The following is a 16,729-nucleotide window of genomic DNA, read 5'->3' on the forward strand; positions in this document are numbered from 1 at the left end:
AACCATAATTCTTTATATCAAATTCAATGCTAAAACTAAAAAACATTGTTTCTATTGCTATTTTAATACTCGTAATATCTTCTTGTAATCAATCAAAATCTAAAAAAGATGTTGTTTTTGATGCATTATTTGAAGGGGCGAGATTAGATAGTGTTATTCCATTGGATAATAATAGCTTTCTGCTTAAAATAAACCCGGCTTTTGAGCCTGTTAATGATAGTCCTTACTATGCTTTTTCTTTGACCTCAGAGACAGCTCAAACAATTGAAGTTTTGCTAGATTATGGAGCTTATAAACATCGCTATATACCGAAGTTGAGCTACGATAAACATGTATGGAAAAAGATCAGTAAAAATAATATACGTTTTGACACAGTGAACAATAAGACGGTTCTCAAGTTAGATGTCTCTTCTAAAAAATTATATGTTTCTGCTCAAGAAATTGAAACATCGCAAGATACTTATAGATGGGTTGATAGTATTATAAATGATAAGCCAGAAATTAAAAAATCAATAGCTGGGACAACGGTTTTAAAACATAGCAATTATGTTATGCAATATGAAACTCCTGAGGTGAAAAAAGCGATTGTTCTAATTGCAAGACAGCATCCACCAGAAATTCCTGGAGGGTCTATAGGTTTTAAAGCATTTTATGAAGAACTAGTAGCTTCCAACGAGATTGCGCATCGATTTAGACAACACTATAATATTTATGCTTTTCCTTTATTAAATCCTGATGGTGCTGATTTAGGAAACTGGCGCCATAACGCTAATGGTGTGGACCTTAATCGAGATTGGGTTGAGTTTGAACAGCCGGAGACGCAGATGGTGAAAACTTTTTTAGTGAACAAATATAATAATGGAAACTCCATTGAATTCGCTATCGATTTTCATACATCTTACTCTGGACCTTATCTGTTGGTTCTTGATTCAATTAATAATGTTAAAAGCAAAGGAATCATTGATAAATGGATTGAGAACATTGAGACGAATTCCTCTTTTAAAGTAGAGGCAAGACCTAGAAGTCAAGAATTGCCTTACTGTTATAATTATTTTTATAACACTTATGGCTGTGAAGCTGTAACCTATGAAGAGGGAGATGAAATTGATAGAGATATTATTAAACAGCGTGCAAGGTTATATGCGCAACAATTTATGGAAACAATGATTTTAAAAATTAAAATCAATGAAATATAATTTGTTTCTTCTTTTGGCTATTATATCGTGCATCAGTTTGTCTTGTTTAGAGCCAGAAATTGAAGCTGATATTTTAATTATAAATGGCACCGTTTATAATGGAGTTGATCAAAAGCCTACAACTGAATGTGTTGCCATCAAAGATGATCTTATCATCTATATTGGTGATGCTAATGCTATTTCGATAAACGCAAAAATGACGATTGATGCTGATGGTTTAATTGTGTCACCCGGTTTTATAGACCCTCATACCCATGCTGATCGAGATTTAATCAATGAGGAAACCTCCCACAATCAACCCTTTTTGTTCCAAGGGATTACTACTGTTGTCGTAGGTAATGATGGAGATAGTTTTTATCCTACCTCCAAATACAGAGATTTATACGATAAGCAAGGTCTAGGCACCAATGCAGTATTGTTGTTTGGGCATGGGACAATAAGAGAGCAAGTCATGGGTAGAAGTGATAGAAAAGCTACCGATAATGAGATGTTTCAGATGCGGGAATTGGCCCATCAGGAAATGAATGCTGGAGCTTTTGGAATTTCTACAGGTTTATTTTACGCTCCAGGGAGTTATTCAAACAGCCAAGAAGTTATTGAGATTGCAAAAACAGTTTCAGAGCACAATGGCATCTATGATACGCATCTTAGAGATGAAAGCTCATATACAGTTGGTTTAATTCCAGCAATTGAGGAGGCAATAGAGATAGGCAGACAAGCTAAATTGCCTATACACATTTCGCATATCAAATGTTTGGGCGTAGATGTTTGGCACCAAAGTGCTGAGATAATAAATCGGATTGAAAGTGCACAACTTGAGGGGATAGAGGTTACGGCAAATCAATATCCTTATGATGCCTCTGCCACAGGTTTAAAATCTGCTGTGGTTCCGCGATGGGGTGAGAGTGGCGGTACAGACTCTCTCTTTATAAGATTTGAGAATAACAGATTAAGACCGAGAATATTACAGGAAACAAAAGTCAATATTGAGCGTAGAGGAGGTGCGGATAAATTGTTAATTGTAAAATGTGAAGACACTGCTTATGTTGGCAAAAATCTACTGGAAATTTCTGAGATTTTGAATATATCGCCAGAAGAAACTGTTTTCAATGTGTTGAAGACGGGATATGTGCGTGTGGCTTCTTTTAATATGAATTCAGATGATATCCATGCATTTATGAAACGAGATTGGGTTTTTACAGGATCTGATGGAAATACTGGACATCCTCGAAAATATGGAACCTTCCCTCGAAAATATCATAAGTATGTGGTACAAGATGAGGTCATCGATATTGGTTTTTTTATTAATCAAAGTACATCAAAGACTGCGGATGCTATCAGGATAAAAAAACGAGGCAGGTTGGTTGAAGGGTATTATGCAGATATCATAATATTTAACCCGAAAACATTTAAGGATAAAGCTGATTATAAAAATGCATTTCAGTTAGCAGAAGGGTTGGAATATAGCATTATCAACGGGAAACTGACAATTGATAAAAGAGAATACAATGGCAAATTAAACGGGAAAGTGCTAACGAAATAAATAAAACTCAAAAAAACATGAATAAACTAAATCTGTATATTGGAATCTTTGTGTTACTTATTTTAGCAAGTTGCAAAACTAGTTCTGAAAAAGAGCATTCATCTGAAGTTGAAAAATCAAATATTGTTAGTACTATTATCGCAGATAGAGATAATTTTTATCACATAGACTTCAAAAACTATCCTGTCAAAGAAAAGAGACTTCCAATTGGTGTGTTTGATTCAGGAATTGGAGGATTGACGGTTTTAAATGCTATTGTCAATTACGATGAAAACCAAAATGCAACCCTTTTAAAAGGCAGTGATGGGATAGTCGATTTTGACAAGGAATCTTTTATTTATTTAGCAGATCAAGCTAATATGCCATATGGCAATTACTCAAAGGAAAACAAAGGGGAGCTTTTAAAGGAGCATATCATTAAAGATGCTCAATTTTTACTGAGTAATAAGTATTATGTCAATGCTACCGATAAAAATTATACTGATGATAAAGAGCCTGTAAAGGTATTAGTTATTGCGTGTAATACTGCCACAGCTTATGGCAAAGAATATATAGAGGAGTTTATTAGAAAGTCAAATACCTATATAAAAGTCATTGGGGTTATTGACGCCGGTGTTAGAGGTGCTTTAGAAAGGATTGAAAAAGACGAGGATGCGATAATCGGGGTTTTGGCTACTGCTGGAACTGTGGCGTCAAAAGGCTACAGTAATAGTATCATAAATTTAAAAGATAAGTTAAATTACAAAGGCAATATTGAGGTGTTTTCTCAAGGAGGAATAGGTATAGCAGAAGCAGTAGATGAAGATACTGACTATTATAATAAAAATTTAAAGCGGCCTCAAGATAATTATAAAGGACCGAGTCTAAATGGTGATGTTAAAATTGATAAAACACTATTTGATATTTACAACTTTGATTTTGATGATAATAAAATGTTATGTGATTCAGAGAGAGCTGATGATTGCTCTATACTTCAAATTAATGATGCCGAGAATTATGTACGTTATCACTTAGTTACGTTGATGGAAAATATACGTAAGTCAAAAACCAATAATAAATTGAAATCTATTATTTTGGGATGTACCCATTATCCATATTTGAAGGATGAGATTTCAGGTGTCTTAAAAGAATTATATAATTATAAAGGGGTAGATGGTGTCTACTTTTATAGAGCTTTGATGGCAGCGAATGTTGAATTGATTGATCCAGCAGTTAACACGGCAAAAGAGCTTTATGACTACTTAAAGCAAGAGCAACTATTCAATCCTGATGGAGATATTAAAAGTAGTGAATTTTATATTAGTGTTGCCAATGCCGATAATGACAATATAGTAATAGATGCTGAAGGCAACTTTCCGTATGATTACAAATACGGTAGGAAGGAAGGGGAAATTCAAGAGTATGTCAAGATGGTTCCATTTAGCAGGACTAATATTTCTGATGATAAATTAGCCAGAGTTCAGGAGCAGATTCCTTATGTCTATCAGTTGATACAGACTTTTAATAAGAGCAATAGTAAAGTTAAAAAAATGACTGAAGATGAAAAAATATAGTCCGATGAATATCTTACTAGGGAATGATTCTGTGTATAGCAAAATTCTAAGTATTACCACGCTTAAAAAAAGTGGTAGATTGGTAGTTGTATTACCCTGTTTTTAAAGTTCTCTTTAATATTGTTATTTTAATAATTTAGTCTCAAAAACAAAGAATATGATTAGTAAGAAAATCCTTGTTATTTTATTCATTATAGTTTTATTCAGCTGTGGGCCGAATAGAACTACAACCTTACAATCTCCTCTACCTCCAGATATCGGTCAGGATTTACAGGCAAAAAACGGAATGGTTACTTCCGCTAATAAATTAGCAAGTCAAATAGGAGTCGATATTCTTAAAATTGGGGGAAATGCGGTTGATGCTGCGGTTGCCACAGCATTTGCGGTAAGTGTAACAGAACCTGAAATGTCTGGTTTAGGTGGTGGTGGAGCCATGATAATATGGTTAGAGAAAGAGAAAAAAACGATTTATCTGGACTTCTATTCCGCTAAACGTATGGTAACCTATACCAATTTACCGAATAAAGGTGACGATCAACCTCTTTGGGAAATAGCGATTCCAGGTGAAGTTGCGGGACTGCTTTATGCTTTGGAAAATCATGGTAACCTTTCAAGGAAACAGGTTATGCAACCAGCAATCGATCTCGCTGAAGATGGTTTTCCCATGTACCGAACATTGGCTGAATTTATAGATTCCAGTGCTGAGAGACTAAAAAAATATGAAGGATCAAAACTTTTCCTTCCAGATGATAACCCATTCCCAGTGGGAAAAATATTTAAGCAACCAGAACTTGCAGAAACTTTACGAGAAATTGCCGAAAAAGGCGCCGATGCTTTTTATAATGGTCCGATAACACAGGACATTATAGACGTCATGAATGAAGGAGGAAATCCAGTTACCTTACAGGATTTTAGAGATTATAAGGTAAGCACAAATAGAGGATTTTTAAAGACGTCATATAAGAATTGGACCATCTTGACGGCACCATCACCACAAGGAGGTTTAGAAATTATTTCAGATTTAAATCTATTAGAACCATTTAATTTGAAAGAAATGGGACTCCCCACACAATCCGACACAACTTTTCATGTATTAGCTGCCGCTATGCGCGCAGGCATTGCAGATCGACAATTTATTGCGGACCCTAATTGGGTGGATGCTCCCATCTCAGTATTAAGTTCTAAAGAGTTTGCCTTTAGACGAGCTAAAGAAGTTTTTAAAACACCTATTCCGGATACTATTTCTATTCAGACATTGAAAGACCTTAGCAAGACGCCTAAATTGGAAAACGTAAATGATGGAGAAACTACATCTTTATCGGTTATTGACAAGGACGGGAATGCTGTTAATTTAACACATACACTTAGTTCTGTTTTTGGCAAAAATGCCGTATGGGTTCGAGGTTTTTTCCTTAATAATTCAGGTATGAAATTCTCAAGTGTCGAAAATGTAGATGTATTAGATAAACCTAAATCCGATTATTGGACTAGATATTCTACTATTGCTCCAACAATTATTTTAAATCCTAACAATACAGTTAAAATGGTTTTAGGAGCCCCTGGAGGAGGACGAATTGACCCAGCAATAGTTCAAAGCATTATTTACATTCTCGACTATGGGATGGATCCTGCCACAGCAGCTAGAATGCCTCGAATCTACCCGAATTATGACACTTCAATTAATATTGGAAAAGGTTTTAAGGGAGAAGTTATAAGTAAAGCATATAATAGAGGTTATAGATTTCATGTGGGTTTAGGCGGATATGCGCGAATCTATGTGATTGAAAATGATAATGGAATATTAAAAGGTGCTGCCGATCCAAACCATGAAGGAGGGGTATCTGGTTATTAAATTAACTTAGCTGTTCAAATATATTCTATCGCAATAATTGGACAATTTAGGAAGTATAAAAGTCAAACTAATTTATTGAATGAATTATTATGTTCTTGAAAAGATACGAAGTATTCCCATAAAGGAATTTGTTCATTTTATAGCCAATTCGAATTAATAATAAAATCATTTGCAATCATGAAAAACAATTTATATTTCATCTTCTTCCTTATAACATTTAGTGTTATCACTCAAAAAAAAGATTCACAAATCATCTTAATAAAAAATGTAGAAATATTCGATGGTATTAACCAACAAACTATTATTGGAAATATTCTTATTGAAGGAAATAAGATTTCTAAAATTTCCAAGAGTAATATCTCTTCCACCTCTAAAGATGTTTTGGTTATCGATGGAGAGGGAAAGTTTGTAATGCCAGGAATGATTGATGCTCACACTCATATTGGTATGGAAGGGATCCCAATGGGTTCCGCGACGGTAGATTGGGGAACGGCCAATATTATTTCTACTCAAGCTGCAAAGCATCGTCTATTACATGGATTTACCACTTTAAGAAATATGGGCGGAAATGCTATACCTTTAGCCAAACAGATTGATAAAGGAACAGTACCTGGTCCGAGAATTTATCCAAGTGGAGCTTTTATATCTCAATCTGGTGGTCATGGCGATTTTGATAATATAACGGCGGTACCTCGAACTTCAGATAATTTGTCCTATTCAGAAAGACAGGGGATCGCAGCAATAGCCGATGGAACTGATCAAGTATTAAAACGTACACGCGAACAATTAAGGCAAGGTGCAACTCAAATAAAACTTATGGCGGGTGGTGGAATTGGCTCTTCTTATGATCCTATTGATGTTACCCAATATTCTTTGGAAGAATTCAAAGCCGCAGTTTTAGCAACTGATAATTTTGGAACTTACGTAGCCGTTCATGCCTACACACCACGAGCTATACAAATAGCAATTGAAGCTGGTGTCAAAACAATTGAACATGGACATTTAATGGATGAAGAGACTGCTAAAATTATGGCTGAAAAAGGAGTTTGGTTGAGTATTCAGCCATTTATGATTGAAGAGCAGAATGATTATCTTATAGGCTCACCAAGCAGAGAAAAACGAGATTATGTTTATGGGCATACGGATGAAGTTTATAAAATAGCGAAAACATATAAAGTAAAAACAGCATGGGGTACCGATCTTACCGGAAAACAGAAAATTGATAGACGTAATGATCTATCTCGATTAATTGGATTAAAAAAATGGTTTTCTCCATATGAAGCACTTAAAATGGTGACTTCTACAAATGCTGAAATGTTGCGTTTGAGTGGGCCACGTAATCCATATCAAGAAGGTAATTTAGGAGAGTTAACAGAAGGATCTTATGCTGATTTAATTATAATTAACGGCAATCCTATGAAAGAATTTGATTTACTAAATAATCCAGAAGAGAATTTTCTACTGATTATGAAAGATGGCAAAGTATATAAAAACTCACTAAATGATATGAAGTTCGATACCACGCTATAGATTCTATTGAAAAATACAAGAAGCTTTAAAATGGATACTTAGTCTGTTAATTGAATTTTGCAAATAATCAGACAGTTCGCATAAACTACGTAAGTCTTACTAATCTCAGATTAAATATTAGTCTAAGATTTTCAATTACTCAAGTTTTACATCCTGATCGAGCTGTTCAATCACTGTTATTTACAAGAGGATCCCTAATGTGGGCATTATAGATTTGACACAATAAAATTTTTGGATTGGCAATAATGTTCATAAATGGATAACAACGTTTAGGCAAAAAACAAATACTAAAATCAGGACTCTATTGTTGTATCGTGCAGAAAAGAATTTTCCGAAATAAAAGACGCATTCTGTTACACAGTTTACGGGTGAACTTTTAACATCAATAATATATGAGAAAGCCAACCTCTATCTGAAAGCGATAACCAAGGACGTTGAAATTGAAAAAAACTCAACTTTCACATGGCAAGACATACGTTTGCTACAACAGTGGCATTGAGCAACGGAATGCCAATCGAAACCGTTTCTAAAATATTGGGACATTCAAAAATCACGACTACTCAAATTTATGCTCGTGTCATGGATCACAAGATAAAATCAAATATGGACGCTGTGCAAAGAAGGCTCGACAAAAAAGCGAGGCAACTTGAAAAAGAACACGAGCTGAAACTGCTAAGAAAAAAAAATGCAGATGCTGAAAAGGACAAATATGCTGAGATGTCAAAGGATCAACTCCTTAAGAAGCTGAACAAAATAATGAACGAAAAATCAGATTAGAGATGATGTGAGATTTTTAGTTGTTTCTGTTTTCTTGATGGGCAATTAACAATAGGGTATTTAATTCGGCGTTAGCATTTTAATTTGATGAGGTTAAAATAGAATACCTTGATCATAGTTTAGTGAATATGGTGCATCAGGAAATATTTGCTGATTGCCTGTGGGATCGATGCTTCGATGGTCCATAGATGGCAATAGGAATTACCATTAGTTTTTCTCTTTCGTACACTCAATACCATTGAATGCGGCCATCTTTGCTTGGTCGATATCCTCAAATTGTTTTGTACCTAAAACGTCGCCAATATTGACTTTGAACTTTTTAGTGTATCTGTCTTGATAAATGACAATTAAATGATCCGTAATTTTTAAGTATGAGATGCCTTTCTTGCTAATCTTCCATTCTTTTTTTAGCCAGTTGATGCGTCTGTGGGACTTATTTCTTAATTATTTTTCATGCTTTTTGGGATTTACATAATCATTGGTCATTTTCTCAGCACAGACACATCCAACTTTAAATTCCTCTCCAAAATCCCTGTGGCTTACACCGTGTACATATCGTATGCGCTCGTTATTTCACATCATGCACGTTTCATACTGGGTTTCATCCGAAGATTGTCCCTCAGCTCTGATGTCATAAACCTCTTCTAAAATCCATCCCTTATGAGGAACACCCGATATATTCCAATAATTACTCATTTTGATATGTATCCATTTTTAAATGTACGAAATGTTGGATGATAAATTGTTGAGCAGTTACAACATGGGTGCGACATTTTACTATTTTAAAGCCAGCGTTTCTTTGATGTCATAATCATTTTAATTCTCAATTTTATATAGGAGATAGAAATTAAGATACTAGATTATGCCAATCACAAGCATTTTTTCATTGGAATGGATTTTAATTGTCATACTATATACACGCAAGTCAAATTTGTATAACTCGTCTATCAAATTATTATGGCATTAATCCTATCACTGGTCTCATATTCTCATTTACTTTTAAGTTGAAAATCATTTCATTTTAATTCTGGTGGAAAATTGGTAATTGGTTTGTTTTTATAATTATCTTGGTCGCTTATCCTTAATCTAACTGAACTGGTATTAATTTAACATCTTGTTTTTTAATATGGATAGGACACTAATAATAATTTTATAAATTTACGAGCTTCTAAAAGTTGTTCAGTTCAACAAAAATTTGTTTCAGTTTTAAAATGTTCACCGAAAGTTATTTAAAAACAATATTTGATACATATTATGCGTCTCTTGTAGCCTATGCCAACCGTTTTTTGTCTTCACACGATGAATGTGAAGATGTGGTGCAAGATATTTTTGCGGATTTGTGGCAAAAAGAAAACAACTTTCCAGATGAGATTTCACTGAAATCATATCTTTATAAGACCTCAAGAAATAAGTGTCTTAATATAATTAAGCATAATAAAGTAAAAGATAAATATGCAACAACTTCTTTTGGGCAGTTAAATGATGACAATCTATTTATGCAGCACGTACTTGAAGAAGATATTTCGAGACAGTTGTATGAGGCCATTAACACACTGCCAACTCGTAAGAGGCAGGTCATAATACTTAGCTTAAAAGGACTTAAGAATAAAGAAGTTGCTGAAAATCTTAACATCAAACTACAAACAGTTAAAACCTTAAAGTCTCAAGCTTATAAACTGCTAAGACAGAAATTTCAAGATTTAAGTGTTCTTATTTCATTCTTAATAGCTCCAATAATGAAGTTATAGATGTCGATGAACGAGCCGTACTGGTTTGGCTGTCCTTCTTGGATTGATGCAATATCGAATAAAGGCATTTAATGATGACCGTTATAATTTATCTTCTTAGCAAATTTATTTTTTTTAACACTTCTCAGTAGTACCTTTTTAGTTTTTAGTTGTTCTATTTATAAATACAATAATAGAATGAACACTATTTTTCATATTGCGAGACTGATTATCAAGAAAAAACTGGAGGTCTTGACACCTGCTGAAAAATTGCAATTAAAAGAATTTAAAAAAGAACATCCTTTTCTATCTAAGACTAATTTTTCTAAGATTTCTGATACTCTTAGAAGCTACGAGACCATAGATAAAGATAAGGCATGGGAAACTATTTTACTAAAGACAGAACAATCCAAAACGAAACAAAAAAATCCATTCTCCATTAGGTCTTGGATTAAATATGCTGCAGTTGCTATACTATTCTTGGGTATTGGATTTTTATATCAGCAAGGTTATTTAGGTGATACATCATCACTCGATATACCAAACGAATTCATTACGCTGGAACTCGGAAATGGTAGTACCAAAATTATAAATGAAGACGGCGCGTCTGAATTAATCGATAATGATGGGAATATAATAGGTAACCAAAAAGGAAAAACCTTAGTGTATGGCGCTACCGTATCAAATGAAACGTTAGTCTATAATACCTTAACCGTGCCTTATGGCAAACGCTTTGAGGTGCTCCTATCTGATGGTACTAGAGTACATTTAAACGCCGGAACTTCTTTAAAATATCCTGTTAAATTCATCGAAGGCCACAACAGACAAGTGTTCTTAAAGGGCGAAGCATTTTTTGAAGTTTCCAAAGATGAGAAGCATCCGTTTATTGTCAATGCTGAGGAAATTAATGTTAGAGTACTAGGCACCCAATTCAATATGTCTTCCTATTTGGAAGATGCAAAGATTACCACTGTGCTTCTTGAAGGTTCTGTAGTTGTCTATAGAAGTAACGAAACTTATAATCAGGACACGGCTACGCTTTTAAATTCAGGCTTTAAAGCTGAATGGAACTCGAATAATCATGTCATTAAAATTGATAAAGCTGATACTGAAATACACACAGCTTGGATGGATGGACGGTTAATCTTGAATGGGGTACCTTTTAATGACATTCTTAAGAAACTGGAAAGACAATATAACGTTGTCTTCATAAATAATGATAAGACATTAGAAAACAGGAGGTTTACTGCGCGTTTTGATGTGGAAAGCATTCATCAAGTCATACAAAGCCTGAGCTACTCGGCATCCTTTAACTATGAATTTGAATCTAATAAAATTATAATTAACCCATAAAAACTATAAAACATGTCTCTTTAAAACTAACAGAAACAATCAAAATAAAACATCATCTTTTTAATCTTTTGTAGGTATAGAATGAAAGAATAAAAAACCGGAAAATGTTAGAGCATTTTCCGATTTTAAAAAAAATGATCTAAAAATGTTCAACTCTTTAAATCAAATCAAAAGTATGAAAAAATTCATTATCAGGGTTTACAGCTTGCTATATATCCCTAAAATAAGTTTAAGAATGAAGCTCACCTACATGCTGCTTTTTTTAGCATTATTTCAAATTCAGGCCAACAGCACCTATTCTCAAAATACGAAAGTGACTTTAGACTGTAAAGCCATGACAATAACTGATGTCTTAAATGAGATCGAACGTAAAACCGAATTCAAATTTTTATATGAGGATGATATCCTAAAGAAGTATGAGATTGTCAGTATTTCTGCTACTAAAGAAAAGCTGTCAGAAGTGCTGAACAAACTTTTTATAAATACAAATATTGGCTATAAGGTGGTTAATAAGCAAATTGTTTTAACGCCTAAAGCTGTGTTTTATTCTAAAAAGGAACCCTCATTTTTGAATTCCTTGAAATTGAATTTATCAGATCTTTTAAACCAACAAAGTGTCAGTGGAATAGTGACCGATGAGAATGATGAGCCTTTAGCAGGTGCAACAATTGTTGTTAAAGGCTCAAAAAACGGAGTGAGTTCAGATATTAATGGTAACTATAATCTTTCGATTTCTGCAGATTCAGAGACTCTCATTGTATCCTACATTGGCTACGAAACTGTTGAGATTGTTATTAATAATCGAAGTCTTATTAATATTCAATTAAAAACATCCGTAACAAGTTTAGATGAATTTGTTATAATTGGTTATGGTCGCGCAAAGAAAAAAGATCTTACAGGGTCTGTTGGAACTGTTGATGTTGCAAACATTACCAATCAATCACCTACTATTAATTTAGATAATGCATTGCAAGGACAAGTAGCTGGTGTCTATGTATCAAGTTCTTCAGGACAACCAGGTGCAGCAGCTAAAGTACGGATTAGAGGTGCCACATCATTATTGGGTTCCAATCAACCTTTATATGTCATAGATGGTATTCCTGTGGTTCCAAATAGTAACATTCCATTAGGAGGTTCGGAAGGAGGTCGTTTAGGAGATGAGCTTGCGAAGGAGGGCATCAGTACTCCGATTGGAAATATTAGTACTGCTGACATAGAGTCTATAAGCGTCTTAAAGGATGCTTCTGCGGCTGCTATATATGGTTCCCGTGCTGCAAACGGGGTGATAATTATCAATACTAAACAAGGCATATACTCGGGCAAAACAAAATTTGAAGCTAGTGCATCAACAAGTGTCCAATTTGCTCAAACTTTGGACGTTCTCAATGCAGCGCAGTTTAAAGATGTATGGACAAAAGCCGTCGAGAATGGTACTCGAAATGATGCCTTCGCAGCTAGTGTTTTGGATGGCTCGTATTTTGGAAATGCGGATACTAATTGGGAAAAGGAAATAGGGCCAGGTAATCCTGTAACTTCTACCTATAATCTTAACGTTTATGGAGGATCCGAAAAGACCAGGTATAGCACGTCTTTAGGTGTTAACACTCAAGAAGGTGTCTATAAGAATACAGGATTTGACAGGTATAATTTTAATTTGAATCTTGACAATAAATTAAGTGAAAATTGGACTTTTGGTACCAAAGTCAACCTTTCTACAACAGATCAAGAGGCAATTGATGGTGGTATTACGCAACTCTCATATAATTTCAGGCCAGATTTACCAGTATTTGATGAAGACGGTAATTATTCGTTTTCACCTCAATTTAATAGCGAAAATCCAGTAGCAAGATCCCAAGGAACGAATAGCAATAATACACTTTTGATATTAGGATCAATTTATACAGAACTTGAAATTTTTAAGAACTTAAAGTTTAAGACCTTGTTCTCTATTAATTATAATTCTGGTAACCAGAAAAGCTTTTATCCGTTATATACTGCTATCGGTGGTTGGAGTCGATTAACTGGCAATGGAGATGGTTACGCACAAGAAAGCAGAAGTAGATTTACAAATACACTCTTGCAAAATACTTTAACTTATGATAAACTGATCGGCAATCATGATGTCAATGCGATAGTTGGGGCTTCTTTTGAAAAATCGAAAAACTCTTACCTCAAGGCATGGGGTGAAGGATTCTTTAATGATGTCTTAACTAATGTTTCAAGTGCTACAATATATAATGATTCTTCTTCTTATGAATCTGGATCTGGCTTAGCCTCATATTTTGGACGTGTCAACTATGGTTATGACAGTAGATATCTGTTAACGCTTTCCGCAAGAGTTGATGGTTCTTCTAAATTTGCAAAAGACAACCAGTATGCCTTTTTTCCAGCGGCAGCGCTTGCTTGGAGAATATCCAACGAATCATTCTTAGAAGATAGCAGAATTATAGACGATCTTAAGTTTCGTGCAAGTTTGGGAACAACAGGGCAGCAGGATTTTGGCGATTATGCATGGCGAACCTTATTTGAAACCGATAATTATGGTCCTGACCCGTCAGTTATCATATCTCAATTGGGAAATGATAAACTAAAATGGGAAACTACAGATCAGTTTGATCTCGGTATTGATTTCTCATTATTTGACAGTCGTTTTAGCGGCGGAGTTGGATATTATACCAAAACAACAAAGGACGCCTTATTTACAGCCATTACACCAGGTAGCACAGGGTATAACAGAATCATCGCAAATATAGGAAACACTGAAAATAAAGGTGTTGAATTAGAATTGAAAGGTGACATTATCCGCTCAAGTGGTTTCAATTGGAGCTTGTCTTTAAATGTGAGTAAAAATAAAAATAAATTGATCAAAATTTCTGACGATTTCAGGGATGAAGATGGCTTCTTAACTGGTTTTCCTGGTGGCGGACGATTGAAGGAAGGTAGTCCAATTGGCTTGATCTATGGCTATGTTTCTGAAGGTATTATCCAGACAACTGAAGAAATCGGGGCACTAAATGATGGGTCAAGTACTGGTGTTTATCAAAATAGTGCAACTGCTCCAGGAGATTTGAAATTTAAAGATTTAACGGGGCCGGACGGTGTGCCAGACGGTAAAATAACCAATCTAGATCAACAAGTTATTGGTGATACGCAACCAGATTTTTTTGGCGGTATTAATAATACTTTAAGGTACAAAGGATTTACGCTCTCAGCTTTCTTTACATTCTCGGCAGGGAATGACGTGCACGCATTTGGTTTGGGAAGAGATACTAACTTTGCAAGCACTTTTATTGGTGAAAACAAAGTGACCAGTGTTTTGAATGCTTGGACAAAAGAAAATACCGATACCGATATTCCGAGGATAGTATACTTTGACCCAAATGACAACGATAGAGTTTCATCGCATTATGTATATGATGCATCATATATAAGATTGAAAACTCTAAATCTTAATTATACATTCTCTCAAAAAGTAATTGATCAAATGAGGTTTTTCGATAGTTTATCACTTTATATGACTGCTCAAAATCTTTTTACCGTTACAAATTATCCAGGAGCAGACCCCGAGGCTTCTAACTTATACAATAATGATATAAGTGCAGGAAGAGATAATAACAGATTTCCTATTTCAAAGGTGTTTTCCGCAGGTGTGAAATTAGGATTTTAAAAACTAAAAATTATGAAAAAAATAGCAATTTATATATCAGCCTTCTTTTGTATGTTATCATGTGAATTAACGGATGTATTAGAAAATGACCCACCTAATAATTTAGTGGCTGAAAACGTGGTTAAGAATGAAGCTGACGCAAGAGCTTTGCTTAATGGGGCATATACTACCATAACATCATATACCAGCGCATATTATTATATGTACACTGAACTTATTCCTAGTGCTCTTGCAGGTTCCATGAGTCAAACTGGAGGTGGAAGTGTCAACGGTGAGTTTTCTATAAATGATGTTCGTTTTGATAACCCTTTTGTAAGAGACTATTGGTTGATTTTTTACAAGGTGATGGATATTGCGAATAATGCCATCATCCAAACTGCGGAACTCTCTGATGAAAATATTTCTCCTATCAGTAAAAAAGAGATCATAGGTGAAGCCCACTTTCTTAGAGCGATGGCAACTTTTGATGCCCTCAGATATTATGGTCAATTTTTTGATGAAGACAGTAAATATGGCATTGTTTTAAGAACAGAACCTTCAAATTTCGTAACTAGAGATAAAGCCAGAAGTACTGTTTCAGAAAGTTACACACAGATTTTGGCAGATTTGAACATCGCCATAGCTGATGCTCCTGAATACACGGTATCTTATAGAGCTTCCAAAACAGCTGCGAAAGCATTAAAGGCTAAAGTATTACTTTATCAAGGTAAATACGCAGAGGCGGCAGCTTTGGCTGACGAAGTGATTATGAGTGGTTCTACATCTTTAGAAAGTTCATTTGAGAATGTATTCAGTAAAGGATTGAAGTCTTCTGAAATGATCTTGATGACTTATAGAGACGAAAATTCCGATAATATTGATAATAATAGAAAGCGTTTTTATCCTGGCCGTGTTGGTGCCTCTTGGCTGACAACTTTAATGACGTCAGATCCACGGAAACCATTTAGTTATAGTGGTGACAGCGTTTTAAAAACAAACAATGCAGAAGTTTTTAGACCTACCTATTTTATTCGATTGGCAGAAATGTACTTGATTAAGGCAGAAGGGTTGGCCTTTAGTAATGGGAGCTTAGAAAATGCTAGTGCACCCCTGAATGTCATCAGAAATCGCGCAGGTATTGGAAATTCAACTGCAAAGAATTTGGATGAGCTAAAGGATGATATTTTTAATGAAATTGCTAGGGAATTAGCATTCGAAAACGGTAGCGAGTGGTTTGCAGCCATCCGATTCAATAAAATAATGAGCTTAAAGCCTACAGTTACAAGCTCAAACCAGTATATTCTTCCTATTCCGGAAGAGGAAATTAACGGAAATGGCTCAATTACACTCGCTGACCAAAATCCTGGTTACGAATAAAGAAGCCAATTAAAAATTTGAGTTAGTCCTTTTGATTTTTGGGCTGTAGCAATAATTAAAGTTATAGCCCTTCTTTCAAATAAATCCAGCTCAATTGTATTCCATTTCTTGAAGTATATCCATACTTCGTAGCTTCTTATTGGATCCTTTAACAGAATTGCTTTTTTGTTTTAGA

General features: G+C 34.7%; 10 protein-coding genes. All 10 read left to right on the top strand.

The genetic code is table 11. The annotated features are described in order from the left end of the window. The first annotated feature begins 26 nt into the window (after positions 1-26). The 10 genes from G525_RS0105720 (at position 27) to G525_RS0105770 (ending at position 16,554) form a co-directional block, all read left to right on the top strand. Positions 27-1,196, top strand: a complete 1,170-nt coding sequence (locus tag G525_RS0105720; protein WP_027125299.1) for a M14 family metallopeptidase — start codon at positions 27-29, stop codon at positions 1,194-1,196. After that, positions 1,186-2,739, top strand: coding sequence for an N-acyl-D-amino-acid deacylase family protein (locus G525_RS0105725; protein WP_027125300.1), 1,554 nt, complete (start codon positions 1,186-1,188; stop codon positions 2,737-2,739). The genes G525_RS0105720 and G525_RS0105725 overlap by 11 nt, the downstream gene beginning before the upstream one ends. A 17-nt stretch (positions 2,740-2,756) precedes the next feature. Continuing rightward, a complete protein-coding gene (locus tag G525_RS0105730) occupies positions 2,757-4,292 on the top strand; it encodes a glutamate racemase (RefSeq protein ID WP_027125301.1) in 1,536 nt (511 codons plus the stop codon). 157 nt (positions 4,293-4,449) lie between these two features. Further along, a complete protein-coding gene (locus tag G525_RS0105735; protein WP_027125302.1) occupies positions 4,450-6,144 on the top strand; it encodes a gamma-glutamyltransferase family protein in 1,695 nt (564 codons plus the stop codon). Between the two features lie 177 nt (positions 6,145-6,321). Further along, on the top strand, positions 6,322-7,674 hold the full coding sequence (locus G525_RS0105740) for a metal-dependent hydrolase family protein (protein WP_035479139.1): 1,353 nt from the start codon (positions 6,322-6,324) through the stop codon (positions 7,672-7,674). A gap of 462 nt (positions 7,675-8,136) precedes the next feature. After that, positions 8,137-8,451, top strand: coding sequence for a tyrosine-type recombinase/integrase (locus G525_RS21675; protein ID WP_027125304.1), 315 nt, complete (start codon positions 8,137-8,139; stop codon positions 8,449-8,451). 1,211 nt (positions 8,452-9,662) lie between these two features. Beyond that, the gene (locus G525_RS20390; protein WP_051209821.1) at positions 9,663-10,199 is read left to right on the top strand and encodes an RNA polymerase sigma-70 factor; all 537 of its coding nucleotides are present in this window, start codon (positions 9,663-9,665) and stop codon (positions 10,197-10,199) included. Between the two features lie 177 nt (positions 10,200-10,376). Then, positions 10,377-11,531 carry a FecR family protein gene (locus tag G525_RS0105760; RefSeq protein ID WP_027125305.1) on the top strand — a complete coding sequence of 385 codons (1,155 nt, stop codon included), beginning with the start codon at positions 10,377-10,379 and terminating at the stop codon, positions 11,529-11,531. A 175-nt stretch (positions 11,532-11,706) separates the two neighbouring features. After that, positions 11,707-15,198: a TonB-dependent receptor gene (locus G525_RS0105765; RefSeq protein ID WP_027125306.1), complete on the top strand. Its 3,492-nt coding sequence runs from the start codon at positions 11,707-11,709 to the stop codon at positions 15,196-15,198. Positions 15,199-15,210: 12 nt separating this feature from the next. Next, complete coding sequence (locus tag G525_RS0105770) at positions 15,211-16,554, top strand: RagB/SusD family nutrient uptake outer membrane protein (protein ID WP_027125307.1); 1,344 nt, start codon at positions 15,211-15,213, stop codon at positions 16,552-16,554. Positions 16,555-16,729 lie beyond the last annotated feature (175 nt).

The organism is Gelidibacter mesophilus DSM 14095 (genome assembly GCF_000423005.1).
Classification (GTDB): domain Bacteria; phylum Bacteroidota; class Bacteroidia; order Flavobacteriales; family Flavobacteriaceae; genus Gelidibacter; species Gelidibacter mesophilus.